Below are 24,072 nucleotides of genomic sequence, written 5' to 3'. Positions count from 1 at the left end.
CCGGTTGCGTCCCGGCCGGTGGTGCGGCCGGCGCTGCCGGTGCGGCCTGCACCGGCGCGGGAACCTGCGTCGGCTGGGCCGGCGGCTGCGGCGCGGTGGTGGTCGGGGCCTGGTTCTGCTGGGCCGGACCGGGAGCGGGAGCCGGCGTGGTGGTCACCGGGACCAGCCGTTCACCTTGAGCCTGAGCGAGTTTCGGCGGCAGCGCCCCCGGTTTGGCGGGAGTCGTGTTGAGCGGCGGCACCGGCGCACCCTCGGCCGGTGTCTCCTTACCGATCACCGTGACCGAACCGTCGGGCGCCACGAGCAGGCGGGCGGGATCCTTGGCCGGGATCATGCCCAGTTCGCGCGCGCGGTTGGCCAGTTCGGGCGCCGAGTCGGCGGCCTCGACCTCGCGCTGCAGGGCCGCGCGCTCGTCGAGCAGCTGTCGGTTGATGCGGCGGGCGTCGCTGAGCTGATAGCTGTCCTCGGCGGCATGCGTGGTCAACACCAGGGTCGCGAGCAGACCGCAGCCGAGCAGGGCCAGAATCGCCGCCACAAACGGCAGCCGCCCGGCCATCATCGACCCGGCGCGCCCGGGTAGCGGTGGAAGCACGCGCTCGCCCGCCCGATTGCGCCGGCGCGCATACGCGCGTTGGGCCGCACCGGATTTCACGCGGTCGGCGCTGTGCGCTCGCCGCGGCGCGGACCGCTGCGTCCGCTGTGGTGCGTCCACCCGTGTCCGCACGCTCATATTCCTGCCTCCCCTACCGATTTCCTGTGGGACTGCCCGTCGTAGTGCTGCCGCACCGGCAATACCCCCGTAGCCGGATCGCTGTCACCCGGCCGCCTGTATTCGCTCCGCGGCCCGCATACGCACCGGCGCCGCGCGTGGGTTCTCCTCGATCTCCGTTTCGCTCGCCTTCTCCGCGCCCCTGGTCAGAATCGCGAATTCCGGTCCCATACCGGGCAATTCGACGGGCAGGTCCAATGGTGTGCGCGAGGCCGAGGCCTGCGCGAAGATCTGTTTGACGACCTTGTCCTCCAGCGACTGGTAGGACATGACGACGATCCGCCCGCCCACCTCCAGCGCGGCCAGCGCCGCCGGCACCGCGGCCTCGAGCGACTCGAGTTCCCGATTGACCTCGATCCGCAAAGCCTGGAAGGTGCGTTTGGCCGGATGCCCGCCGGTGCGCCGGGTCGCCGCCGGGATCGCGTCGTAGAGCAGCTCCACCAGTTGCGCACTGGTCGTGAACGGCCGCTGCGCGCGCCTGCGGAGGATCTCGCTCGCGATCCGGCCCGCAAAGCGTTCCTCGCCATAGGTTTTCAGGATCCGGGCCAGGTCGCCGTGGCTGTAGGTGTTGAGCACATCGGCCGCGGTGAGGTCGGCGGTCGGATCCATCCGCATGTCCAGCGGAGCGTCCACCGAATAGGCGAATCCCCGCTCGGCCTCGTCGAGTTGCATCGAGGAGACACCGAGGTCCATCAGCACCGCGCGCACCGAACCGCGTTCCGGCAGCCCGGCCTGCCGCAGTGCGCCGGGCAGGCCGTCATATCTGGTGTGTACCAGCGTGATTCGATCGGCGAAGGGCTCGAGCCGCTCGCCGGCCAGGCGCAGCGCCTCGGTATCACGGTCCAGCCCGATCAGGTGGATCGCGGGATAGGTCCGCAGAAAATGTTCGGCATGCCCGCCCAAACCGAGCGTGGCGTCGACCAGGATACCGCCGGATTCCAATGCGGGGCCGAGGATTTCGTCGGCACGCCGCAAGAGAACCGGCACATGGCGGGGGCGGTCGCTGTCATGATTCACCTCGACCTCCCGGATCCTGGCTCACGGTGCTTGCGACGGGTGGATGGCCTAACGAGTGGACAGCCAATGCCCCGGGGTCTCTGACCGAACACGGCACCTGGCGTTGGGGAAGTACGTCAGGGTCCGTGCCGGGCAGAGGCCGCAGGGCACTCGCCTGTCTCGGATCAGAAAATTCCGCCCAGCGACTCGTCTCCTGCCAGCGAGTAGTCCTCCTCGTGCTCGGCGAGGTAGGAATCCCACGCCTGTTTGTCCCAGATCTCGAGGAAATCGACCGAGCCGATCACCACGCAGTCCTTGGACAGGTTCGCGTAGCGGCGATGTTCGGCCGACAACGTGATCCGGCCCTGCCCATCGGGACGTTGTTCGTCCGTGGACGCCGCCAAGGCACGAACGAAAGCCCTTGCCTGCGGGTTGCTTCGGGACGCCGCCGCGGCTCGCCGCGCCAGGGCGGTGAACTCTTCTTTCGGATAGACGGCAAGGCTGTGGTCCTGACCTTTCGTGACCATCAACCCTCCCGCCAGCTCGTCGCGAAACTTCGCAGGCAACGTCAGTCGCCCTTTGTCGTCCAGCCGAGGCGTGTAGGTACCGAGAAACACAGTCTCGACACCTCCCGCTCGATCACCTCGTCTGATCGGCTCTTATCAGTGCGCGCTCCACATTACCCCACTTTCCCCCACTTTCAATCGAAAGCCGCGGTGATCTCGGTCCCCGGTCCGACGATCCAGCAGGTCAGCTCAGCTATCACCGCGGTGGGGAGATTTCATCGAGTTCCCCCGACACGCGCCGCCGGCGGGGCGGTCCGCCCGACAACCATCAGCAAACCCGCAGCTGGGAGCCGTCCCGGCAGGCGGTGGGTGAGAGTGGGGGCCGGGCGTGGGGCAAGGTGGGGAAATGCGGGGGCGACGAATCCGGCGCAGCGTGAACGCGATCCGGATCACTCCGCGAAAAGAAAACGACACGCCGCACATCACGGCGTGTCGTTCGAGGTTGTTCCGTTGTCGGCTACTCGGTACCGGGCACGGCAATCATCGCGCAACCACATTCGGCCGCTCGCCGCCGCTTCGGGGCGCGAGCGGAGGCTCAGCTGTCCTGTTCGAAGCGGCGCCTGAACCGATCTTCCATGCGAGCGGAGAAGCCACCGGCCTTGCGTTGCTTACTCTTTGCCGCACGGCCGGGAACACCACCGGGACCGGAGGAGGCGTCGCCGCCGCCTCGGCCGCTCTTGGTCATACCCGAGCCGCCCAGCAACAACAACACACCCGCGCCGAACATCACGATGAAGCCGAGCAGGCTGATGATGGGGAATCCGCCGGGCTTGACGGGCAGGGCGATTCCCGCGATGAGAAGAACGAGGCCGAGGACGAAGAGCGCGGCCGCCTGAAGTCTGCGTCTTCCGGTGGCAGAGCGAAGCCGACCACCACGCACGGTCGAGGCGAATTTAGGGTCCTCAGCATAGAGCGCGCTCTCGATCTGTTCGAGCATGCGCTGCTCGTGCTCGGAGAGTGGCACGGTACCTCCCCCGGCACTAGGTCCTGGTTGTCGCCTCCGGGTAGACGACAAGTAGCCGACCTTGGCGGCTACTGCCACCAATGATACGAGTTCGATCAGTGCGCTACCACCTACTCGCCGATGTTCACGCCGTGCCGTCGGTGAGCCAGCCCGGCGCGGGACGTAACCGGGCCGCGGTAATCGCCAGCGCATCCTCCACATCGCGCAGGAATGCCTCCACCCGCGAGGCGAACTCGTCGGCCTGGGTGTCGCTGATCGCGCGGTCCAGTCCGGCCTCGAGCGCCGCCCTGGTTTCGGAGAAGGAGCTGAAGTAGTCCGACCACATGACGAATTCCGGAGCGGCCTGTTGCATCAGCACCCACGCGTTGCGGGAGCGAGCCCGCGGCGCCCGGTCGGCTCCGGTCGCGGCCAGCACCGCCCCGGCGCCGCGCAGGGCCGCCAGATACGCGCTGCGCAGCCGCTCGCTCGGGTCGGGTTCGGCCCAGGCCTGCTGCACCATCGTGTCCGCCCGGTCGAGCAGACCGCCCGCCCGGCCGGCACGTCGCGGATCGTCCATCCGACCAGCCATCTCGACACCTCCACATTTCGCATACCGGGCCCGGTCGACCGCGCCGAACCGAACAGGTATTCGAACGTTTCAATTGAATGTGAATATAGAGACGACCACCGACAGACTTTCGCGCCGAACGAGAGCCGCGCACCCTGGATGGGGACCCCGCACCCCCGTCCGACCCGCATCCGACGTCCGCCCCAGACCCCAGACACCTTCGACAGACAGAGACGGCCCCGAAGATATGGCTCCCCGCACATGACCGCCGTCAGGCCCCGCCACACCCCCGCGCCCGTCGTCGTCGACCTCTCGGCCGCGACATTGCGCCACCGGCTGAACGACGCCCTCGCCGTGTACGTCGCGGCGATGGACTATCCCCGCGGCACCGAACACCACCGCGCCCCGATGTGGGCCGAGCACACCACCCGGCCGGGCTGGCAGGCCGTCGCCGCGGTGGTACCCGACGACAGCGGCCAGATCGACCTGCGCACCGCGCCGATCGTCGCGATCGCCTACGGATATCGCGGTGCGCCGCACCAGTGGTGGCATCAGCAGGTGCACACCGGAATGCGCCGCTCGGGCTGGCCGGAGCAGACCGCGCGCGCCCTGCTGTCGGACTATTTCGAACTGACCGAACTGCACGTCCATCCCTCCGCCCAGGGACGCGGCATCGGCGAGACCCTGCTGGTGCGGCTGCTCGAGCAGCGCACGGAGGCGGCGGTACTGCTGTCCACACCGGAGGTGGACCGCGAGGCCAACCGCGCCTGGCGGCTGTATCGCCGGCAGGGATTCACCGATGTGGTCCGGCATTTCGTCTTCTCCGGTGATACCCGGCGCTTCGCCGTGCTCGGCCGCCGGCTACCGCTGCGGACGCCCGAGCAGTGACGACGCTGATCCTCGGCTCCGGCCACAACGCACTGGTCGCGGCCTGCTATCTGGCACGCGCGGGACATCCGGTGGAGGTTCTCGAGCGTGACGAGGTGCTCGGTGGCGCGGTGTCGACGGTCGAGCGCTTCCCGGGGCATCTCGTGGACCGCGGTTCCTCGGCGCACATCATGATCCGCCACACCGGCATCATCGAGGAACTCGAGCTGGAGAAGTTCGGGCTGCGTTACATCGACTGCGATCCTTGGGCTTTCGCGCCCGCGCCGGTGGGTTCCGGCGCCGAGCCGATCGTCTTCCACCGCGATGTCGACCGCACCTGCGCCTCGATCGAACGGGCCTGCGGCGCCCGCGACGCCGAGGCCTACCGGCGGTTCGTCCGTACGTGGGGGCCCCGGGCCCAGCGGGTGATGCGGGCGTTCGGCGGTGCGCCGACGCCGGGCCGGTTCCTGCGCGCGTTCTGGGGCCTGGATGCCCGGAGCGGCGGCAGCGCGCTGTCGCGGGAATTCCTGCAGTCCGGAGACGCCCTGCTGGACAGCTGGTTCGACGACGAACGACTGAAGGCGGCGCTGGCTTGGTTCGGCGCGCAGTCCGGGCCGCCGATGTCGGAACCCGGCACCGCGCCGATGGCCGGTTTCGCCGCATTGATGCACACGGTGCCGCCCGGCCGCGCGGTCGGCGGCAGCGGCGCGCTCACCACGGCACTCGTGGCGCAGTTGCGCGCCGACGGCGGAACCGTATCGGCCGGTGACGAGGTGACCGAGCTGCGCCGCTCGGGCGACGGCTGGCGGGTGCGCACGGCAGGCGGACGCGACCTGTTCGCCCACACCGTGATTTCCGGCACACACGTGCTCACCACCCTGGAATTGTTGCGGCGCGGCGGATTCGACGACACCGTCCTCGCCGACTGGCGGCGACGCATCCGGGTCGGGCCCGGTATCGGCATGGTGGTGCGGGCCGCCACCACCGCCCTTCCGGCGTACCCGGGCGCTGAACAACAGGAGTCGGCGCACGGACTGCAACTGCTGGTGTCCGATCGACGGCAGTTGCGCCTGGCCCACGCCGCCGCGCTGGCCGGGGAACTGCCGCCGCGTCCGGTGGTGCTGGCGATGAGTTTCAGCGCGCTCGACCCCACGATCGCGCCACCCGGCGAACATCAGCTGTCGCTGTGGGCGCAGTGGCATCCGCACCGGCTCGCCGACGGCAGTAACTGGCGCGCGCACGGTGAGCGCGAGGCCGACCGCATCATCGCCGAAGTCGATTCCTACGCACCGGGTTTCGCCGATTCGGTGCGGCAGCGGTACGTGCAGACCCCCGCCGATCTGGAGAGCGAACTGGGGCTGATCGGCGGCAACGTCATGCATGTCGAGATGTCGCTGGATCAGATGTTCTTCTGGCGGCCCATTCCGGAATTGTCCGGACAGAAGGTGCCGGGTGCGCCGGGGCTGTTTCTGACCGGGGCCTCCACCCATCCCGGCGGTGGGGTGTCGGGAGCCAGCGGGCGTACCGCGGCGGGCCTGGTGCTGCGCTCGCTGCGCCGCGGCCGTTTCGCGCGGCGATGACGGCGCGGCAGTGGCCGGCGGTGACCGCCGTGGCCTGGGTCGCGGCGCAGATCGCCTATCCCCTCACCGACGGCTCGGCGCGTGATCGGGTGACGGTCCTGATCGTCGCGCTGTCGGCGGCCACCGCGCTGCTGCACGCCTGGGTGGCCCGGGGCATCGGCTGGGCGGCCGGGTATGCCGTGATCGTCGGCGGCGTCGGCGCGGTCGCCGAAATGATCGGTACCGCACGCGGATTCCCGTTCGGCTGCTATCACTACGCGCACGGCCGGATCGGGCCCGACCTCGCGCAGGTGCCACTGGTCGTGCCGGTGGCCTGGGTCGGCGGTCTCTATCCGATCTGGGTGGCGACCGGGCTGCTGTGCCGCCGTACCGTCACCCGCATTCTGGCGACCGCGGTGGGCGCGGTGGGCTGGGACCTCTACCTCGATCCGCAGATGGTGGCCGACGGGCAGTGGACCTGGTGTTCGGCCCATCCGGGCCTGCCCGGAATCGGCGATATCCCGTATACGAACTACCTGGGCTGGTTCGCGGTCGGCGCCCTGATGGCGACGCTGCTCGCGGCGCTCGAACGCCGCTGCGCCCCGCGTGGCGCCGGACCCGCGGTACCGATCGCGGTGCTGCTGTGGACCTGGTTCGGATCGGCGCTGGCCCACGCGGTGTTCCTGGATCTGCCCGCATCCGCGGGGTACGGCCTGATCGGCCTCGGAGTGGTGGCCGTACCCACGGCGGTGTGGGTGCTGCGGGAGGCTCGGCACCGCGACCGGCTGCCCGCGCCGCCGTAAACGCCCGTCGCGTGCCGACGATCACAGCGGCTCATGGCACGATGTGTGCCGTGCAGCCGAGTCCGACACCATCGATGCCAGAGTCGACCCACACGCCGCGGCGAACCCGGCGTCGGCGCCTCTGGTCCGTAGCCTTGCTGGCGCTGCTGCTGGCACCGTTGCTGACCGGCTGCCTGCGGGTCCAAGTGTCGATGGGCGTCTCCTCGAACGACCGCGTGTCCGGGCACCTGGTGGCCGCGGTGATCCCGGCCAACGACAAGGACAAGGGCCCCGAGCTGAAGGCCCCCGAGACGCTGGCCGCGAAGATCCGGGTCGAGCCCTACAGCCAGGATGGCTACGTCGGCAGTCAGGTCTACTTCGACGACCTGACCTTCGGCGAGGTGCAGCAGCTGGGCGCGCTGTCGGATCAGACGCAGGGCATGTTCAACCTGCAGTTCATCCGCACCGGCGACAAGGTGACGCTCACCGGCCGGGTCGACCTGAAATCCGTTCCGCCGCAAGGTTCCGACGTGCAGTTCACCGTCGCGTTCCCGGCCCGGGTGGCCACCACCAACGGCACCCGCCAGGGCGATTCGACGGTCTCGTGGAAGCTTCCGGCCGGCGATGTGAGCACCGTGAAGGCCGAGGTCAGCTACGCCGATCCGAACACCCGTTCGTTCGCCGGCTGGGCCGGAATCGTCGGCGGCATCACCCTCGCGGTGGCCGCCATGGTCGCGGTGCTGGCGTATCTGAATCGCAACCCCACGCCGCCGTGGCGTCCGCGGGTGAAACAGGACGCCTGAGCCGGACCACGATGGGCGCCGCGAGCACCGTCCCCGCCGCCTCGGCGCAGCCGCCGGGAGAGGCCATATGACGCCGCGCGGCGCGCGGTCGGTAGTCGAGCCGATCGTCACGGCGGGCGCGATCGTGGCCGGTGCGGGATGTGCGGTGGCACTGGTGAACCGGCTGGCGATACGGCGGCTGCGGGCCGGCGCCACACCGGTGATCGAACCGGTGATCATCGCGATCCCGGCCCGCGACGAAGCCACCCGCCTCCCGCAGCTGATCGCGGATCTGCGTGCCCAGCAAGGGGTTTCGCGTATGCGGATCTGGATTCTCGATGACGGATCCACCGACGGCACCTTCCCGGCCGCCGTCGAGGCGATCGGTGACGACGACCGCTTCACCGTGGTCGCGGCCGACACCGACCCCGAACCCGGATGGACCGGCAAGACCGCGGCCTGCGCGCGCCTGGCCGAACTCGCGGGCGTCACCGTCGACCCGCCGCCCGGCGCCCTGATCTTCCTCGACGCCGACGTGCGGCTGCGCCCGCAGGCCATCGCCGCCGCGGTGAGCGAATTGCGCCGCAGCGGTGCGGGTTCGGTGTCGCCGTGGCCGTATCAGCGGGCCGGATCGCTCGCGGAGGCGCTGGTGCAGCCGCTGCTGTGCTGGTCGTGGGCCACGACGCTGCCGGTGCGGCTGGCCGATCGCAGCCTGCGGCCCTCGACCGCGGTGGCGTGCGGGCAGTTCCTCGTCTTCGACGCAGCGGTCTATCGCGCGGTGGGCGGGCATGCGGCGGTGGCCGGTTCGATCACCGAGGATCTGGCGCTGGCGCGGGCGCTGCGGCGGGCCGGACACCGGACCGTGCTGGCGGCGGCGGGGACGCTGGCGAGTACTCGGATGTACCGGGGCGCAGCCGAAGTCGACGGCGGCTACACCCGCTGGCTGTGGTCGGCCTACGGCGGCCCGGCCGGTGCGGTGGCGGTGGATACGGTCGCCGCGGTCGCGTACGTGCTGCCCGTCCTCGCGGCGCTGTTCGGCCGCGGCCGGATCCGGCGGACAGGTGTCGCGGGCTACGGATTGGCTGTCGCGAGCCGGCTGCTGGCCCGCTCACTGGAATCCGGGACGGGCCCGCGCGGCGCCGATCTCGGTGCGGCGCTGGCACATCCGGTGTCGATCGGCGCGTATCTGCGGCTGTCGGGCCGGTCCTGGCTGCTGCATCGGCGCGGCGCGCTGAGCTGGAAGGGACGCCCGGTGCCGGACGGCCCGGGCCGCTCGCGGCCCGGGCCCGCCGAACTCAGGGCACCGAGGTAACGCCCACCGTCGGCAGGAACATACAGGTGTTGGCGCCGTTGCGGACCGTGCCGAACACCGCCGCCAGCACCGTTCCGGAGCCGGTGTCCACCGGTACCGCGCGCACCCCGCCGACCGGCAGCGACGCCAGGAAGAAGTTGCGGATCGCCTGTTCGAACGCCGGGCGCACCTCGGGCGGCAGATTCGGCGGCACCATCGAGCCGATGACCTGGGACAGCGGGCCCATGGCCGCGAATCCGCCGCGGCCGTTGGACACGTTCAACCAAGCCACCTGCATGCCGGTGGTGTCGGCCCCGTCGGAACCCATGCCGTAGGGGACGAAGGCGAACATCGTCTGGCCCGCCTTCACCGCGGACAGGTCCAGACCGGGTACCGGCACCGCCAGTTTGGGCCACGGCCCGGGCACCGCACCGGCCAGCGCCGGCACGAGCCCGAGAGTGCTGCCGTCCTGGCAGAACGCCGACCCGGACGGATACAGGAACGGCTGGATACCCAGCTGCTTCAGCGAGTCGACCGCCGTCTGATACGCGCTCAGCAAATCCGTCGCCGCCGCCGGGTTCTGGCCCAGGGCGGCGATGGTGGCGGCGGGGTCGGGCGGGGCGGCGGTCGCGGCGGCGGCGCCGGCGAAGGTCAGCGCACCGGTCACGGTGAGCGCTGCGGAAAGACGGACGAGACTGGTCACCACGGCCATCGGGGTTCTCCTGAGTTCGGCGGAACATCCGCACCAGGGTCGGTCCGCCGGGCCGCACAGCATGACTCGGGGACCTCCGCGTCGTCACGGTGCACGAGAGGGTACCGCCGGTGGAGGCGAATGCGTGGCAACACGCCCGCGAAACGCCGATCAGGCGCTGACGGCCGCCGGGGTCACCGTGTAGCCGAGGTTGGTGAGCACCTCGGTGGTCGCCTTGGCGAAGTTCAGGGTGATGAAATGCAGGCAGGGCACGCCCTCGTCGATCAGTCGCTGCCCGATCTCCGTGGCGATCTCGATGCCCACCGCGCGCACCGCGTTGCGATTGGCCTCCGGGTCGTTACCGGCCGCCTGCTCGAGCCGCTGCATGACCCGCGCGGGCAGCGGCCGGCCCGACAGTTCCTCGGCGCGCTGCACCGTGCGCAGCGAGGTGATCGGCATCAGCTCGGGAATGATGGGCTTGGCGCCTTGTTCGGCGTCGTAGGCCGCGACCCGATCCCGCAGGCGCAGATAGTGTTCCACGTCGAAGAACATCTGCGTGATCGAATATTCCGCTCCCGCACGCAGTTTCGCGGTCAGATAGCGGGTGTCGTGGTCCAGGTCGGGCGATCGGTAGTGGCCCTGCGGAAACGACGCCACGCCCACGTGGAAGTCGCCGAGTTCGCAGACCATGCGCACCAGTTCCTCGGCGTATTCGACACCGTCTGGATGTTTGCGCCACTCCCCCAGCGGATCGCCCGGCGGGTCGCCGCGCAGTACCAGCATGTTGCGAATGCCGGCGTCGGCGTAGCTGCCGACGATGGATCGCAGTTCGGCGACGCTGTGCCCGACCGCGGTCAGATGCGCGACGGTGAGCAGTGTGGTTTCGCGGGCCAGCTGCCCGGTGATGCGCGCGGTGCGATCGCGGGTGGATCCGCCCGCACCGTAGGTCATCGACACGAACGCCGGATGCATCCGCTCGAATTCACGGGCGGCGCGCCAGAGCCGCGCCTCGGCGGCGGCGTCGCGGGGCGGATTGAATTCCACCGAGAACGGAATGGTGCCGTCGGGGCGGCGGCCCAGCTGCCCCACCACGGAGGGAGTTCCGGACGGCGTCCGGGAAGGTCGGCCTGGGGTCGATCGTCCCCGTACGTTGTCGAAACTCACCGGTCCAGTGTAGTAGGACACCCTCGCTCGACGGGCCGCCCGGTCCGGATCCGTGCCGGTCCAGCCGCTAATGCGCCTCGGGCCGGAGCTGTGCATCGCCCGTGCGGCCCACCGTCCGCCCAGCCGACTCCGGGACGGCGTCCCCACCCGCTTGCTATCTGTCGACCGGCCGCCCCCCGAGCCCACGGGACCGTCGCGCACGGACCGGCCGACCGGCCTCGATCTCCCCCGTCCGATGCGGTGCGGTGCCGGTCACGTGCCGGCTACGGCGCTGTCGGGCGGCGGAACCGACGCAGTAAGGTTCACGGTGGTCCGGCAGGCGCCGCGACGCGAACCCGTTCGCGATGCCCTGCCGGAGGGAATCGGCGGGACCGCCGCAGCCGTCGCCGGTGCAGACGCAGGTCTCGCCGGCCACATTCTCGGCACGCCGGATACGCCCCGGCGTGCCCGGTGTCGGCTCGCCGATACGACGAACTATCTGGAGGTTGCGTTGTCCGTTGGTCCGGCCAGCCCGGCACGTCCGGCGCCGAACGACTCCGCGGCGCTGGTGCGCGCGGTCGAACAGGCGCTGACCGGATTCTTCGCCGGCCGCCGCGAACTGGTCGCCGAACTGGGGCCGGTCGTCATCTCCGCCACGGCCGCCCTCGAGGACTTCGTGCTGCGCGGAGGCAAGCGGACCCGGCCGTCGTTCGCCTGGACCGGATGGCTCGGCGCGGGTGGCGATCCGACCGGTGACCAGGCCGAATCGGTCCTGACCGCATGCGCGGCGTTGGAATTGGTGCAGGCGTGCGCGCTGATCCACGACGACATCATCGACTCCTCCCGCACCCGGCGCGGCTTCCCGACCGTGCACGTGGACTTCGAACATCGCCACCGCGACCGCGCCTGGGGTGGCGATTCGGCGCATTTCGGCGTGAGCGTCGCGATCCTGATCGGCGATCTGGCGCTGACGTGGGCCGACGACATGGTCGCCGCGGCCGGGCTGGACGCGGCGGCCCGGGCCCGGTTCGCCCCGGTCTGGGCGGCGATGCGCACCGAGGTGATGGGCGGCCAGCTGCTCGACGTGCACGGTGAGGCCGGCGCCGACGATTCGGTGGCCGCCGCGCTGCGGATCAACCGGTACAAGACCGCCGCCTACACCGTGGAGCGGCCGCTGCACCTCGGCGCGGCACTGGCCGGGGCCGATCCGGAACTGATCGCCGCCTACCGCGAGTTCGGCACCGATATCGGCATCGCCTTCCAGCTACGCGACGACCTGCTCGGCGTCTTCGGCGACCCGGCCGTCACCGGCAAACCCTCCGGTGACGACCTGCGCGAGGGCAAGCGCACGGTCCTGGTCGCCGAGGCGCTGCGCCGCGCCGACGCCACCGATCCCGCGGCCGCGCGGCTGCTGCGCTCCGCGCTGGGTACCGACCTCGCCCCCGAACAGGTCACCGAGTTGCGCGACCTCATCACCCGACTCGGCGCCGTCGACGATGTGGAGCGCCGCATCACCGAACTCACCGACCGCGGCCTCGGCGCGCTGGCGGCCAGTTCGGTCACGCCCGAGGCCGGCGATCGGCTGCGCGCGATGGCGCTGGCCGCGACCAGGCGGGTGGCATGAAAACCGTTGCCGGACAGTGTGATCGGATCGTCGTCGTGGGCGCCGGACTGTCCGGGCTGGCCGCGGCGCTCTATCTGACCGGAGCGGGACGCCGGGTCACCCTGCTCGAACGCGCCGATCATCCGGGTGGGCGGGTCGGCGTGTACCGCGGTCCGGATTACGAGATCGACTCCGGGGCAACGGTTCTCACCCTGCCCGGGCTGATCGACGAGGCGCTGGCCGCGGTCGGCACCGATGCCGCGGCCCACGGACTGCGGATCCACCGCCTCGATCCCGCCTATCAGGCGCGCTTCGCCGACGACAGTGTGATCGGCGTGTACGCGGATCCGGAGCGGATGGCCGCCGAGGTGCGGCGCGCGTGCGGTGCCGCGCACGCGCAACGCTATCTGGACCTGCGGGACTGGCTGGCCCGGATCTACGCCGGCGCCTACGACCAGTTCATGGACACCAATTTCGATTCCCCGCTCGACATGGTCCGCATCCCCGAGAAGCGCGCGGCCCTGTGGGAACTGGTGCGCCTCGGCGCCTTCGGCCGGCTCGGCCCGCGCGTTCAGCGCATCCTGGGCGATCCGAAGTTGGCGCGGCTGTTCACCTTTCAGGCCCTCTACGCCGGGACCGCGCCCGCGCAGGCATTGGCCGTCTACGGCGCCATTCCGCACATGGACACATCGCTGGGCGTCTACTTCCCGGTCGGCGGCATGCGGGCGATCACCGCGACACTGGCGGCCGCGTTCACCGGCGCCGGCGGGCAGCTGGAACTGAACTGCGAGGTCAGCGGTATCGAGTATCACGCCGGACGCGCCCGGCGGGTCCGCACGACGGACGGGCGCGGCTTCGACTGCGACGCGGTGGTCCTGACCGCCGACCTCGGCTCGCTGAGCCGCTTCGGCATTCGCCGGCGCCGCCCGTTACGTGCGGCGCCTTCCGCCGTGGTTGCGCACGGCACCATCCCGGCCGAGGTGGCCGCGCGGTGGCCGCTACAGGCCCACCACACCATCGACTTCGGCCGCTTCTGGGACGAGACCTTCGCCGAGATCGCCGCGCGTCGCGGCCGCGGGCGGCTGATGAGCGATCCGTCGCTGCTGATCACCCGGCCCGCGCTCAGCGACGCCGGTCAGTTCGTCGAACGGCCCACCGGCCGCTACGAACCGCTGTCCGTGCTGGCCCCGTGCCCGAATCTCGATGCCGCGCCGCTGGATTGGCCGCGTCTGGGATCGGCGTACCTGGGAGAACTACTCGCCGTGCTGGAACAGCGCGGCTACCGGGGTATCGCCGAGCATTTCACAGTCGATCACCTCGACACGCCGCAAACGTGGTACGAGCAGGGCATGATCGCCGGAACGCCGTTCTCGGCGGCGCACTTGTTCCGCCAGACCGGACCGTTCCGCACCCGCAATCTCGCCCGCACCCCGGCCAACGTGGTGCTGGCCGGATGCGGCACCACACCGGGGGTCGGCGTGCCGACCGCGCTGCTGTCGGGAAAACTGGCCGCCGAACGCATTACCGGCGCCTTCCGGCACGCCGAGGGCGCCACGGCGCCGACCGGCGCGCCAGGGTTGCCGGCAAACCGTTAAACTGGCCCGCGAACTGACCACTCCCGCGGTTCCGCACCGCACGACATTCCCGGGGGGAAGACGACCCATGCCGACCCCCGATATGGACACTGCCCCGGTGACAGCGCCGGTGACCAGTACGGTTACCACGGTGCCGGTGACCGTCGTGCCGGTCCCCGAGCCGGCCGTGCACACCGTGCGCTGGTGGGTCCGCTGGGCCGGTGACTTCTTCCGCAGCCCCGAGGGACATGCCGCCCTGCTCGGCTTCTGGGGTGCGGTCCTGATCACCTTCGGTGGCCTGGGCGCCGGCGCGGTGCGCCGCAGCGATCCGCTGCTGGAGGCGGCACACCTTTCCTGGCTGCGATTCGGGCACGGCTACGCGCTGGCCACCATCGTGGTGTGGCTGGGTGTGCTGTCGATGATCATCGCCTGGGTCCGGTTGGGGCGCATCACCATCGGCACCGGCGCGCGCCGCGGTCCCGGCAGCACGGTGACGCTGAACGAACTGCGGGTGATCGTCGGCATCTGGATCCTGCCGCTGCTGTTCGCGGTGCCCATGTTCAGCCAGGACGTGTACTCGTATCTGGCGCAGGGCGCACTGCTGCGCGACGGTTTCGACCCCTACAAGGTCGGCCCGGTGGTCAATCCCGGTGTGCTGCTGGACAACGTGAGCCCGGTGTGGACCACCACCACCGCGCCCTACGGTCCGATCTTCCTGCTCATGGGGCAGGCCATCACCAGCATCACCGGTGACAACGTGGTGGCCGGCACCATCGCGATGCGCCTGGTCATGCTGCCGGGCCTGGCCCTGATGATGTGGGCCGTCCCGCATATGACCAAACACCTCGGTGGCAAGCCGACGGTGGCGCTGTGGCTGGCGGTGCTCAACCCGCTGGTGCTGATCCACCTGATCGGCGGCGTGCACAACGAGATGCTCATGGTCGGCCTGATGGCCGCCGGCATCGCCCTGGTGCTGGAGCGGCACCACGCGGCCGGCATCGTGGTGGTCGCGATCGGTGTCGCGATCAAGGCGACGGCCGGTGTCGCGCTGCCGTTCCTGGTGTGGATCTGGATGATTCACGAGCGCGAGCGGCGAGCCGCGGAGAACAAGGGACCGCTGCCGCATCCGATTCGCACCTTCGCCAAGATCGCCGGCCTCGGCGTGTCGGTGTTCGCGGTGGTCTTCGTGGCCGCCTCCGCGGCCGCGGGTGTCGGTATCGGCTGGCTGACCGCGCTCTCGGGATCGAAGAAGATCATCAACTGGCTCTCGCTGCCGACGGTCATGGCGCACATGGTCACCTGGGTGACGCCGCTGAATCTGGGTGAGGTGCTGGTGTGGACGCGGGGACTCTGCGCGCTCGCGCTGGTCGCGATCCTGGCGTGGACCTGGTGGCACTACAAGAGTTCCGAACGCGATGCGGTGATGGGCATTCTCATCGCCTTCGTCGCGATCGTGATCCTCTCTCCAGCGGCGCTGCCCTGGTACTACTCGTGGCCGCTGGCACTGGCCGCCGGATTCGCCATGTCCACCACCACGTTGATGATCCTGGTCGGGTTGTGCACCTGGTTGATGCTGGTGTTCCAGCCGGGCGGATCGATCGGCCTGTACAACGTCTGGCACGTCGCGGCGGCCACCTTCGTCGCGGTCGTGGCGGCGCTGTCGCTACGCAAGGTGGATCCGCTGCGGCTGCGCGCCGATTCGGGCAGACCCAAGCAATGACCGGCCGCGGCGCCGACGCCGAACTGGCGGCCGCATACCGGCACTGCAGGGCCGTCGCTGCGGAACACGGCCGCACCTACTTCCTGGCCACCCGACTGCTGACACCACCGCAACGGGCCGCGGTGCACGCCCTCTACGCGTTCGCGCGGGTGGTCGACGACGTCGTGGATCATGCCGAAAGCCCCTGGTACGCGGCCGGTTTCGACGGAACTGGACTCGGCACCGCCGATCGCGCTGCGGCATTGCGGCTGGACCGGATCGAAACGCAACTCCATACCGCGCTGAACGAGGCGGGCATCTTCGGAACGGACGAGCCCGCCCACGGGTTCGACGCCCCCGCCCGCGGGGGCGAGTCGGCGGCCCTGAACACCGGCGGGAACGAGCCGAACACGGACTCGGATCGCTCGCATTCGAGCGCGGGCACGCGGCGGAGCCGTGAACGAGCCGAGGACATCGTGCCGGTGGGCGTTGTCCACGCCTCCGCCACGGCGGACCGCGGTACCACGGCAGCACGCGTCGCAAGCACCACCGGGACGGCCACGAGCAGTGTCGCGGCCGCCGGCCGGGCCGTGACCGGCACGACGGACGCCCAGTGCCGTCTTCCTGGGGGCGCGGCGATCGACGGCTGGGTCCTCGCCGCACTCGTCGACACCATCGCCCGGTATCGCATTGCGCCCGAACACTTCCGGGTGTTCCTCGATGCGATGCGGATGGATGTGCCGGGGAGCGCGCTGTTCCGGAGTCGGTACGCGGATATGGGCGAATTGCGGGAGTACATGCGCGGTTCGGCGGCGGCGATCGGGCTGCAATTGCTGCCGGTCCTCGGCACGGTGGTACCGGTGGCCGAGGCCGAACCGGAGGCCGCGGCGCTGGGTGAGGCATTCCAGCTCACGAACTTTCTGCGTGATGTCGCCGAAGACCTCGACCGCGGGCGCATCTATCTACCGGGTGACGAACTCGCCGCCTTCGGGGTCGACGCGGATCTACTCGCCCACTGCCGGCGCACCGGCCGGACCGATCCGCGGGTCCGGCGCGCGCTGGCACATCTGATCGCGGTCAACCGCGCGGTCTATCGCACCGCCGCCCCGGGCATCGATCTGCTCCGGCCGCGGGTACGACCCGCCATTCGCACCGCGGCCGTGTTGTACGGCGAAATCCTCGACGAGATCGAACGGCACGACTACGCCGTATTCGACCGCCGCGCAACGGTTCCCACCTCGCGGCGGCTTCGGGTCGCGATCACCGAAGTGGGTGCCGGGTTGCGCCGGCCGAGGAATCCGGCGCCGTCTCTCCCCACCGCGACCCCCTGGGTTTTCCGCACAGCACAGCCGAACGTGCCACACGCCTGACACCGCGCTCAGCGCACCACCAGCCCTCGGTGAGATGGTCGGCGCGATCCACGAGCGCGCACCCCAGGCCAGGATCCTGCTGGTGCAATACCTGCCGGTGCTGGGCCAGGACGCGGACCTATGCCCCGCCATCGCACTCCACCCGTCCGCGGCGACCACCGCGCGGCACACCTACGACGGCCTGCTCGCCGCGACCGGGGCCGCGGCCGCCACCACCGGCGTCACCGCGGTCGGCCTGCCCGGCGCCGACCGGCACACCGCCTGCGCGGCGGCGGCCTGGACGGACGGCTTCCACCGTCCGACCGCCGACGATCCGGCCCGGGTGATCAGCTCATATCACCCGTATCTCGCAGGCATGACCGCCACGGCCGACTACCTCACGCGGCAATCACCCCGCTGAAGGTCCGAACACTCCGCCCGGCTCAGAACGGTTCGGCGGCGGCCCGGCGAACGACCTCGCGGGCGAGCGGCCCGTGGATGGCGTCGATCGGACGGCCCGGCAGGGTGTCGTCCTCGGCGTACATCCACTCGAGGATTTCCTCGTTCGTATATTTCGCATCCCGCATCACCGTGATGAGGCCGGTCAGGGGTTTGACGACCGCGCCCGAGGAGTCGAAGAAGTCCTTCGGGATGCCCGCGATACCGCCGCGGCGGATCGCGAGCAATTGATGATCGCGCAGCATCTGATGCACTCTGGTCACCGCGATGCCGAGTTGTTCGGCCACATCCGGCAACGGAAGCAGGGTCACCGATTCGGGAACGACATCGTCGCTGCAGGGAAATGCACTCACCTGCACAACGGTAGTCCGTCGGCTCCGGGATACGGCGTACGCCCGCTTTCCGCGGGGGCGTGAGCACGTCATCGGCGACCGTGACGGCGCGCGCCTATACGATCGGGGGTGCCGTCACGGGGCGGCAACCGCTAGGTGAAATTCGGAGGACAGCAGTTGATCGGCCAGATGCTGGACGGGCGCTACCGCATCGACGCGCCGATTGCGCGCGGTGGGATGTCGATGGTGTTCCGGGGAGTCGACACCCGGCTGGACCGGCCCGTGGCGATCAAGGTGATGGACCCCAAGTTCGCCGGTGACCCGCAGTTTCTGACCCGCTTCGAATTCGAGGCCCGCTCGGTGGCCAAGTTGAAGCATCCCTCGCTGGTGGCGGTCTACGACCAGGGCATCGACGGGGAGTATCCGTTCCTCATCATGGAGCTCGTCGAGGGCGGCACCCTGCGCGAACTACTGCGCGAACGCGGGCCGATGCCGCCGCACGCGGTGCGTGCCGTCGCCGAACCGGTGCTGCGCGCGATCGGTGTGGCGCACGCCGCCGGACTCGTGCACCGCGACGTCAAACCGGAGAACGTGCTGATCTCCGATGCCGGTGAGGTGAAGATCGCCGACTTCGGCCTGGTGCGCGCGGTGGCCGGGTCGAATATGACCTCGGCCAGCGTCATCCTCGGCACCGCGGCGTATCTGTCACCGGAACAGGTCACCGCCGGTAATGCCGACGCCCGCAGCGATGTCTACTCCTTCGGCATCCTGATCTTCGAAATGCTCACCGGCCGTGCGCCGTTCACCGGTGACACCTCGCTGTCGATCGCGTATCAGCGGGTCGAGAAGGATGTGCCGAGCCCGAGCCGGTTCATCGAGGGCGTACCACCGGAATTCGACGAACTGGTCGCGCACGCCACCGCCCGCGAACCGGCGCACCGCTTCGCCGACGCCACCGATATGGCCACCGAACTGCATCGCATCGCCACCGCGCTGCACCTGCCCGACTACCGGGTTCCGGCGCCGCGGGAATCGGCGGAACACCTCTCCGCGCGATACCGCGTCGTCCAGACCCCCGCCGCCGGGCCCACCCACACCCCGCAGCCGGTCACCGAGGCGACGACCCGGCTGGCGCCCGAACCGTCCCACACCCGGGTGATGACCGCGGCCCATCCGATGCCCGATCCCGAACCGGAGCGCCCGCATCAGCCGCCGCCTCCACCGCATCGGCCGGAATTCGTCCCCGACCGCGGCAGGTCCCGGCGCCGGGTGCTGATCTGGGCGGCCGTGGTGGTGGTCCTCGCGCTGCTGCTGGGTATCGGCGGCTGGTGGCTCGGCGTCGGCCGCTATTCGTCGGTGCCGGCGATCGCCGGGATGACCACCGAACAGGCGACCACGAAGCTGAAGGACGCCGGATTCGGGACGACCGTACGTGACAGGGCGTCCGACATCATTCCGGTCGGCGGGGTGGTCGGCACCGACCCTTCCGCCGGGGCGAAGGTGCTGAAGGGGTCGACGGTCGCCGTCCTGGTGTCCAGTGGCCAGCCGCACGTGCCGCAGTTTCAGCCCGGCCAGGACACGAAGACGGTGAACCAGCTCATCCGCGATGCCGGGCTCACCCCCGTCGACGGCGGCGAGAAACCCAGCACCGCACCGAAAGGGTCGGTGGCGCAACTGGATCCGGCACCCGGCACGGTCCTGCCGACCGGTGCGCAGGTGAAGGTCTATCGCAGTAAGGGTTCGCAGCCGGTGAAGCTGCCCGATGTGCGTGGCAAGACCGTCGAGGAGGCGAAGGCGACGCTGCAGAACGCCGGACTCACCGTCGGCGACACCCGCACCGACTTCGACGCGAAGATCAAGCCGGGGCAGGTCGCGGGCACCGATCCGTCCGCCGGCACCCAGGTGCTCTCCGGTGCGACGGTGACGCTGATCGTCTCCGACGCCATCCAGGTTCCCGATGTCATCGGCAAGAACGCCGCCGCGGCCCGCTCCGAACTCGAGGGAATGGGTCTCAAGGTCGTGCTGAACCAGGTGTTCAGCGGCGACCGCGGCACCGTCCGGGTGCAGTCACCGTTCGGTGGCGCGAATGTGGCGCCCGGATCGACGGTCACCCTGACCGTCCTGCCGTTCTGAACCCGGACTCAGCCGAGTACACCGCCCACATCCGCGCCGCCGAGCAGTTCGGCCTCGCTGATGCCCAGCCGCCGACCGGCCAGATCGAGCGCCTGCCGCAGCACCGCACTGGCGCTGGCGCCGACCACCTGGGACAGTTCTAGCCGGCCGTTGCCGCGCACCACCCGTACCCGGCAGCGCCACGCGATGCCGGCGCGGTCGACCTCGGGGCGTTCGATCACGATCGTGACCGGGACACCGTCGATCTCGAGCACATGTTCGGCGAGGGCGGCGATCGGCCTGCCCGCAGTTTGCAATCCCCTGGCTACCGATGCGCTCTGCATAGCGATCCTCTCAGCACATATCCCGCACAGCCTGTTGCCGCTGCAGTGTCACGCCTGGAAACCTAGTGCAGGTTCCGGCGTTCAGCAACCTGGCAGCTAACTTTTGCGGATCATGTCACGATCGCGTGATTCCCGGACGGCGTTCAGCCGACCGTCAGCAACGGGTCACCGGTTTCCGGATCGTTGACCGCGACCACCGCGGCGGTGGTGAACACCTCCACCGGCACCCCGCCGATACTCGGGCTGATGTTGGTGGTGATCTGCGCGGCGGCCGCGGCGGGCGCATAGCCGTGAGCCACGTCGAACCCCCAGGAGATCTCGTAACCCCAGCAGATGTTGAAGATCAGCAGGCGACTGCCGTCGCGCAGCACGACCTCCGACGGGATCCCGTCGCGGTCGCGGTCGCGCAGCAACCGCAGGATGGTGCGATCGGCGTTGCCGATCCGCAGCGCGCTCTGCGCGCTGGCCGGACCTTCCCCACGCGGGCGGCCGTCACCGCGCGAGGGGCCCTCGTCATTGCGAAATACGACGTCCACTACGGCCGATCCGTCACCGCAGCATCTCGGCGACCAGGAATGCCAATTCCAAGGACTGCTGCGTATTGAGGCGCGGATCGCAGGCCGTCTCGTAGCGGTCCTCGAGATCCAGATCCGAGATGTCCTGCGCGCCACCGAGGCATTCGGTGACGTTCTCGCCGGTGAGCTCGATGTGCAGGCCGCCCGGATGCGTACCCAGGGCGTGATGAACCTCGAAGAAGCCCTGCACCTCGTCGACGATGCGATCGAAGTGGCGGGTCTTGTACCCGGTGGACGATTCGTGGGTGTTGCCGTGCATGGGATCGCACTGCCAGATCACCTGATGTCCGGTGGCCTGCACCTTCTCGATGATCGGCGGCAGCACGTCGCGGACCTTGGTGTTGCTCATCCGCGCGACGAGGGTGAGCCGGCCCGGCTCGTTGGTGGGGTCGAGCCGCTCGACGTATTCCACGGCCTGATCCGGCGTGGTGGTCGGGCCGATCTTGATGCCGATCGGATTGGCCAGCAGTTCGGCGAAGGCGATGTGGGCGCCGTCGAGCTGGCGGGTCCGCTCACCGATCCACAGGAAATGCGCGGACAGGTCGTAGAGCACCGGATCGCCCGCCGCGTTGTGGGACAGGCGCAGCATGGCCCGCTCGTAGTCGAGCACCAGCGCCTCGTGGCTGCAGTAGATCTTGGCCGACTGCAGGCTGGGGTCCTGCACCCGGCAGGCGTTCATGAACGCCAGGCCGCGGTCGATCTCGGAGGCCATCTGCTCGTAGCGGGCCCCGGCCGGCGACTGCGCGACGAAATCGCGGTTCCAGTCGTGCACCTTGTGCAGATCGGCCATCCCCGCGCCGGTGAGCGCGCGCACGAGGTTCATCGCGGCGCTGGCGTTGGCGTAGGCGCGCACCAGCCGCGAGGGGTCGTGTTCACGCTGCGCCGCATCGGCGACCAGCGCGTTGACCATGTCGCCGCGGTAGGACTTGAGGCCGAGCGCGTCGACATCGGCCGAACGGGGTTTGGCGTACTGGCCCGCGATCCGGGCCACCTTCACCACCGGCAGGCTCGCACCGTAGGTCAGCACCACCGCCATCTGCAGCAGGGTGCGAATGTTGCCGCGGATATGCGGTTCGGTGTTGTCGGCGAAGGTTTCCGCGCAGTCGCCGCCCTGCATCAGGAAGGCTTCGCCGCGGGCCACCTCGGCCAGATGCAGCCGCAACTCCTCGACCTCGGCGGGCACGCACAGCGGCGGCACGCTCTCGAGAACGGTGCGCATGGTGGCGGCCTGCTCGGGATCCCACGACGGCTGCTGCAGGGCGGGGCGGGCGAGGGCGGCGTCGAGTCGCCGACGGAGCTCGGCAGGCAGCGGTGGCAGTTCCGGCAAGCGATCGATCGGTACGTCGACGGTCCAGTTCACCAGATCAGAATACGGACCTTCCGCAATCTCGGGGTAACCCGGAGGGTAGGGGGCGATGAATACGCCCGCGCGGGCGGGGCCGTAACCTCGAGCGCGGGGCCGGGTCGGGCGGTTCGGCCGAGATATCACCGCGAGCGCCGGTGTACGCCGAATCGGAAAGGGCACGACCGCGTGAAATATTTTTATGACTGCGAATTCATCGAGGACGGGGTGACGATCGATCTGATTTCGATCGGCGTGGTCTGCGAGGACGGTCGGGAATATTACGCGGTGTCAACGGAATTCGACCCCGAGCGGGCCGGGCAGTGGGTGCGGCGCAATGTATTGCCGAAACTCCCCTCCCCCTCCTCGCCCCTGTGGCGCAGCCGGCAGCGCATTCGCGACGACCTCTATCAATTCCTGGTGCCGCGTCCCACCGTGCGGCCGGAATTGTGGGCATGGGTGGGCGCCTACGACCATGTGGCGTTCTGCCAGCTGTGGGGTTCGATGGTCGATCTGCCGGCGGCCCTGCCGCGCTACACCAACGAGCTGCGCCAGCACTGGGATCACCACGGCCGGCCGGACCTGCCCCCGGTTCCGGCCGACGCGCACGACGCGCTGGCCGACGCCCGGCACAATCTCGCCAAGTACGAGGCCATCGAGGCGTTCCGCCGCAGCGGCGCGATCACCGGAATCGATCGGCGGTAGAGACGAAACTCGGCCCCCGGACAACCGTCCGGGGGCCGAGAACGTCGGTAGCGTGCCAGCGGTCAGCTCGCTAGGGTCTCCGGGATCCGCTCGGCCTCGGGCCGGCTGCCGGAGGGCACGCCCTTCTTCAGGCTGGCGGCGTAGACGTCGACGTACTCCTGACCCGACATCCGCATCAGCTCGTACATGATCTCGTCGGTGACGGCCCGCTCGACGAAGCGGTTACCGCCCATGCCCTCGTAGCGGGAGAAGTCGATCGGCGCACCGAATTTCACGGTGACGCGGCGGCGGCGCCACCGGAACGGGCCGGGAGGGCACACCTCGTCGGTCCCGATCAGTGCCACCGGGATCACCGGCACACCGGTCTCCAGGGCGAGGCGTGCCACACCGGTCTTGCCCTTGTACAGGCGGCCGTCGGGCGAGCGGGTGCCTTCCGGGTACAGGCCCACCATGCGGCCCTCGCTCAGCAGTTTGCGAGCGGTGTTGAGCGCGTCCTCGGCGGCGCTGGCGCCGCTGCGGTCGATCGGATACTGGCCGGTGCCGGAGAAGAAGAACTTCTGCAGCCGGCCCTTGAGTCCGGGCGTGGTGAAGTATTCGGCCTTGGCCAGATAGGTGATGCGACGCGGGCTCAGCAACGGGGTGAACAACCAGTCGGTGAACGACAGATGATTGCCGGCGAGGATGACTGCTCCGTCGGCGGGGATATTCTCCACGCCCTCGACCTTCGGCCGGTTGTAGATGTGCATGAAGGGCCCGACCAGCACGAATTTGAGCAGCCAGTAGAACATTGCGTCCTTTCCCCTGTGATTGTCGAACGGGACCGGCCTCGTCGCAGGCACCTCCGTCGGCACCGACTCTACCGTCGCCGACCTGCTGCGACCAACCCCACACGAGGTATTTCACATGTCGGCAATCACATCGGTGAAATCGGGTACACATTAGGTGCTTCCGCCGCGCGAAACCGACCGGGCGTCGAGCGAATCGGCGAGATGTGCGACGCCGCGGATCATTTGCTCCCGAC

At 69.8% G+C, this 24,072-nt stretch carries 24 protein-coding genes; 12 read left to right on the top strand and 12 right to left on the bottom strand.

The genetic code is table 11. The features are described from left to right. From ftsL to AC5592_RS20540, 5 genes are all read right to left on the bottom strand, one after another. Positions 1-730, bottom strand: a 730-nt coding sequence (ftsL, locus tag AC5592_RS20560) for a cell division protein FtsL (protein WP_232329464.1), incomplete at its 3' end; no start/stop codon positions are given. Positions 731-814: 84 nt separating this feature from the next. Next, positions 815-1,786 (bottom strand): 16S rRNA (cytosine(1402)-N(4))-methyltransferase RsmH, encoded by a 972-nt coding sequence (rsmH, locus tag AC5592_RS20555; protein WP_063065150.1) that lies wholly within the window; start codon positions 1,784-1,786, stop codon positions 815-817. Positions 1,787-1,950: 164 nt separating this feature from the next. After that, the gene (gene mraZ, locus AC5592_RS20550; protein ID WP_030514722.1) at positions 1,951-2,382 is read right to left on the bottom strand and encodes a division/cell wall cluster transcriptional repressor MraZ; all 432 of its coding nucleotides are present in this window, start codon (positions 2,380-2,382) and stop codon (positions 1,951-1,953) included. A gap of 484 nt (positions 2,383-2,866) precedes the next feature. After that, entirely contained in the window at positions 2,867-3,295 is a 429-nt protein-coding gene (locus AC5592_RS20545) for an SCO2097 family morphological protein (protein WP_036500335.1), read from the bottom strand. 124 nt (positions 3,296-3,419) lie between these two features. Beyond that, positions 3,420-3,863 (bottom strand): SAV_6107 family HEPN domain-containing protein, encoded by a 444-nt coding sequence (locus AC5592_RS20540; protein WP_232329463.1) that lies wholly within the window; start codon positions 3,861-3,863, stop codon positions 3,420-3,422. A 240-nt stretch (positions 3,864-4,103) separates the two neighbouring features. On the opposite strand from AC5592_RS20540, the gene AC5592_RS20535 reads away from it, so the two are divergent. From AC5592_RS20535 to AC5592_RS20515, 5 genes are all read left to right on the top strand, one after another. Next, positions 4,104-4,730: a GNAT family N-acetyltransferase gene (locus tag AC5592_RS20535; RefSeq protein ID WP_036500333.1), complete on the top strand. Its 627-nt coding sequence runs from the start codon at positions 4,104-4,106 to the stop codon at positions 4,728-4,730. Beyond that, positions 4,727-6,289 carry a phytoene desaturase family protein gene (locus AC5592_RS20530; RefSeq protein WP_063065149.1) on the top strand — a complete coding sequence of 521 codons (1,563 nt, stop codon included), beginning with the start codon at positions 4,727-4,729 and terminating at the stop codon, positions 6,287-6,289. The genes AC5592_RS20535 and AC5592_RS20530 overlap by 4 nt, the downstream gene beginning before the upstream one ends. Beyond that, positions 6,286-7,071, top strand: a complete 786-nt coding sequence (locus tag AC5592_RS20525; protein ID WP_036500329.1) for a carotenoid biosynthesis protein — start codon at positions 6,286-6,288, stop codon at positions 7,069-7,071. The genes AC5592_RS20530 and AC5592_RS20525 overlap by 4 nt, the downstream gene beginning before the upstream one ends. Positions 7,072-7,145: 74 nt before the next feature. Further along, the gene (locus AC5592_RS20520) at positions 7,146-7,853 is read left to right on the top strand and encodes an LppM family (lipo)protein (RefSeq protein ID WP_036500328.1); all 708 of its coding nucleotides are present in this window, start codon (positions 7,146-7,148) and stop codon (positions 7,851-7,853) included. Positions 7,854-7,920: 67 nt separating this feature from the next. Beyond that, positions 7,921-9,144, top strand: coding sequence for a glycosyltransferase family 2 protein (locus AC5592_RS20515; protein ID WP_063065148.1), 1,224 nt, complete (start codon positions 7,921-7,923; stop codon positions 9,142-9,144). Here AC5592_RS20515 and AC5592_RS20510 read toward each other — a convergent pair. Both AC5592_RS20510 and AC5592_RS20505 read right to left on the bottom strand, forming a co-directional pair. After that, positions 9,128-9,835: a hypothetical protein gene (locus AC5592_RS20510; RefSeq protein WP_063065147.1), complete on the bottom strand. Its 708-nt coding sequence runs from the start codon at positions 9,833-9,835 to the stop codon at positions 9,128-9,130. The two genes, AC5592_RS20515 and AC5592_RS20510, sit on opposite strands and share 17 nt — an antisense overlap. Positions 9,836-9,985: 150 nt before the next feature. Beyond that, positions 9,986-10,978: a methylenetetrahydrofolate reductase gene (locus tag AC5592_RS20505; protein WP_084506928.1), complete on the bottom strand. Its 993-nt coding sequence runs from the start codon at positions 10,976-10,978 to the stop codon at positions 9,986-9,988. A gap of 478 nt (positions 10,979-11,456) precedes the next feature. Between AC5592_RS20505 and AC5592_RS20500 the strand changes: the two genes are divergently transcribed. The 5 genes from AC5592_RS20500 (at position 11,457) to AC5592_RS20480 (ending at position 17,603) form a co-directional block, all read left to right on the top strand. Continuing rightward, complete coding sequence (locus AC5592_RS20500; RefSeq protein WP_036500323.1) at positions 11,457-12,581, top strand: polyprenyl synthetase family protein; 1,125 nt, start codon at positions 11,457-11,459, stop codon at positions 12,579-12,581. Then, positions 12,578-14,155 (top strand): phytoene desaturase family protein, encoded by a 1,578-nt coding sequence (gene crtI / locus AC5592_RS20495; protein ID WP_063065145.1) that lies wholly within the window; start codon positions 12,578-12,580, stop codon positions 14,153-14,155. Before AC5592_RS20500 ends, crtI begins: the two co-directional genes overlap by 4 nt. An 82-nt stretch (positions 14,156-14,237) precedes the next feature. Continuing rightward, complete coding sequence (locus tag AC5592_RS20490) at positions 14,238-15,854, top strand: alpha-(1->6)-mannopyranosyltransferase A (RefSeq protein WP_084506940.1); 1,617 nt, start codon at positions 14,238-14,240, stop codon at positions 15,852-15,854. Then, complete coding sequence (locus tag AC5592_RS20485) at positions 15,851-17,203, top strand: phytoene/squalene synthase family protein (protein WP_084506926.1); 1,353 nt, start codon at positions 15,851-15,853, stop codon at positions 17,201-17,203. The genes AC5592_RS20490 and AC5592_RS20485 overlap by 4 nt, the downstream gene beginning before the upstream one ends. Before the next feature lie 34 nt (positions 17,204-17,237). After that, positions 17,238-17,603, top strand: a complete 366-nt coding sequence (locus tag AC5592_RS20480; RefSeq protein WP_063065144.1) for an SGNH/GDSL hydrolase family protein — start codon at positions 17,238-17,240, stop codon at positions 17,601-17,603. A gap of 22 nt (positions 17,604-17,625) precedes the next feature. On the opposite strand, the gene AC5592_RS20475 is transcribed toward AC5592_RS20480, so the two are convergent. After that, the gene (locus AC5592_RS20475) at positions 17,626-17,994 is read right to left on the bottom strand and encodes an Rv2175c family DNA-binding protein (protein ID WP_036500318.1); all 369 of its coding nucleotides are present in this window, start codon (positions 17,992-17,994) and stop codon (positions 17,626-17,628) included. 135 nt (positions 17,995-18,129) lie between these two features. On the opposite strand from AC5592_RS20475, the gene pknB reads away from it, so the two are divergent. Further along, entirely contained in the window at positions 18,130-20,106 is a 1,977-nt protein-coding gene (pknB, locus tag AC5592_RS20470) for a Stk1 family PASTA domain-containing Ser/Thr kinase (RefSeq protein ID WP_157122068.1), read from the top strand. Positions 20,107-20,114: 8 nt separating this feature from the next. Here pknB and AC5592_RS20465 read toward each other — a convergent pair whose 3' ends face one another. The 3 genes from AC5592_RS20465 to AC5592_RS20455 all read right to left on the bottom strand — a co-directional run bounded on the left by AC5592_RS20465 (position 20,115) and on the right by AC5592_RS20455 (position 22,364). Beyond that, complete coding sequence (locus tag AC5592_RS20465; RefSeq protein ID WP_143860046.1) at positions 20,115-20,429, bottom strand: hypothetical protein; 315 nt, start codon at positions 20,427-20,429, stop codon at positions 20,115-20,117. A 143-nt stretch (positions 20,430-20,572) separates the two neighbouring features. Continuing rightward, on the bottom strand, positions 20,573-20,965 hold the full coding sequence (locus AC5592_RS20460; RefSeq protein ID WP_036500246.1) for a hypothetical protein: 393 nt from the start codon (positions 20,963-20,965) through the stop codon (positions 20,573-20,575). A 13-nt stretch (positions 20,966-20,978) separates the two neighbouring features. Further along, entirely contained in the window at positions 20,979-22,364 is a 1,386-nt protein-coding gene (locus tag AC5592_RS20455) for a class II 3-deoxy-7-phosphoheptulonate synthase (protein WP_036500245.1), read from the bottom strand. Between the two features lie 171 nt (positions 22,365-22,535). Between AC5592_RS20455 and AC5592_RS20450 the strand changes: the two genes are divergently transcribed. Next, the gene (locus tag AC5592_RS20450) at positions 22,536-23,051 is read left to right on the top strand and encodes a polyadenylate-specific 3'-exoribonuclease AS (protein ID WP_036500243.1); all 516 of its coding nucleotides are present in this window, start codon (positions 22,536-22,538) and stop codon (positions 23,049-23,051) included. Positions 23,052-23,113: 62 nt separating this feature from the next. Here the strand turns inward: AC5592_RS20450 and AC5592_RS20445 are convergent, their stop codons facing one another. Beyond that, positions 23,114-23,839 (bottom strand): lysophospholipid acyltransferase family protein, encoded by a 726-nt coding sequence (locus AC5592_RS20445; protein ID WP_030514742.1) that lies wholly within the window; start codon positions 23,837-23,839, stop codon positions 23,114-23,116. Positions 23,840-24,072: the final 233 nt, after the last annotated feature.

Origin of the sequence: Nocardia violaceofusca NBRC 14427 (genome assembly GCF_963869435.1) — a bacterium.
GTDB lineage: Bacteria > Actinomycetota > Actinomycetes > Mycobacteriales > Mycobacteriaceae > Nocardia > Nocardia aobensis.
Note: the sequence above shows the minus strand (reverse complement) of the source record. Positions and strands in the feature narration are given on the sequence as shown.

What these genes read in the sequence shown, in the direction of transcription:
- AC5592_RS20540 (WP_232329463.1), bottom strand. Translation starts at nt 3,863, where the DNA reads ATGGCTGGTCGGATGGACGATCCGCGACGTGCCGGCCGGGCGGGCGGT.
- AC5592_RS20490 (WP_084506940.1), top strand. Translation starts at nt 14,238, where the DNA reads ATGGACACTGCCCCGGTGACAGCGCCGGTGACCAGTACGGTTACCACG.
- AC5592_RS20520 (WP_036500328.1), top strand. Translation starts at nt 7,146, where the DNA reads ATGCCAGAGTCGACCCACACGCCGCGGCGAACCCGGCGTCGGCGCCTC.
- AC5592_RS20445 (WP_030514742.1), bottom strand. Translation starts at nt 23,839, where the DNA reads ATGTTCTACTGGCTGCTCAAATTCGTGCTGGTCGGGCCCTTCATGCAC.
- AC5592_RS20510 (WP_063065147.1), bottom strand. Translation starts at nt 9,835, where the DNA reads ATGGCCGTGGTGACCAGTCTCGTCCGTCTTTCCGCAGCGCTCACCGTG.
- AC5592_RS20525 (WP_036500329.1), top strand. Translation starts at nt 6,286, where the DNA reads ATGACGGCGCGGCAGTGGCCGGCGGTGACCGCCGTGGCCTGGGTCGCG.
- AC5592_RS20485 (WP_084506926.1), top strand. Translation starts at nt 15,851, where the DNA reads ATGACCGGCCGCGGCGCCGACGCCGAACTGGCGGCCGCATACCGGCAC.
- AC5592_RS20465 (WP_143860046.1), bottom strand. Translation starts at nt 20,429, where the DNA reads ATGCAGAGCGCATCGGTAGCCAGGGGATTGCAAACTGCGGGCAGGCCG.
- AC5592_RS20480 (WP_063065144.1), top strand. Translation starts at nt 17,238, where the DNA reads ATGGTCGGCGCGATCCACGAGCGCGCACCCCAGGCCAGGATCCTGCTG.
- AC5592_RS20535 (WP_036500333.1), top strand. Translation starts at nt 4,104, where the DNA reads ATGACCGCCGTCAGGCCCCGCCACACCCCCGCGCCCGTCGTCGTCGAC.
- AC5592_RS20515 (WP_063065148.1), top strand. Translation starts at nt 7,921, where the DNA reads ATGACGCCGCGCGGCGCGCGGTCGGTAGTCGAGCCGATCGTCACGGCG.
- crtI (WP_063065145.1), top strand. Translation starts at nt 12,578, where the DNA reads ATGAAAACCGTTGCCGGACAGTGTGATCGGATCGTCGTCGTGGGCGCC.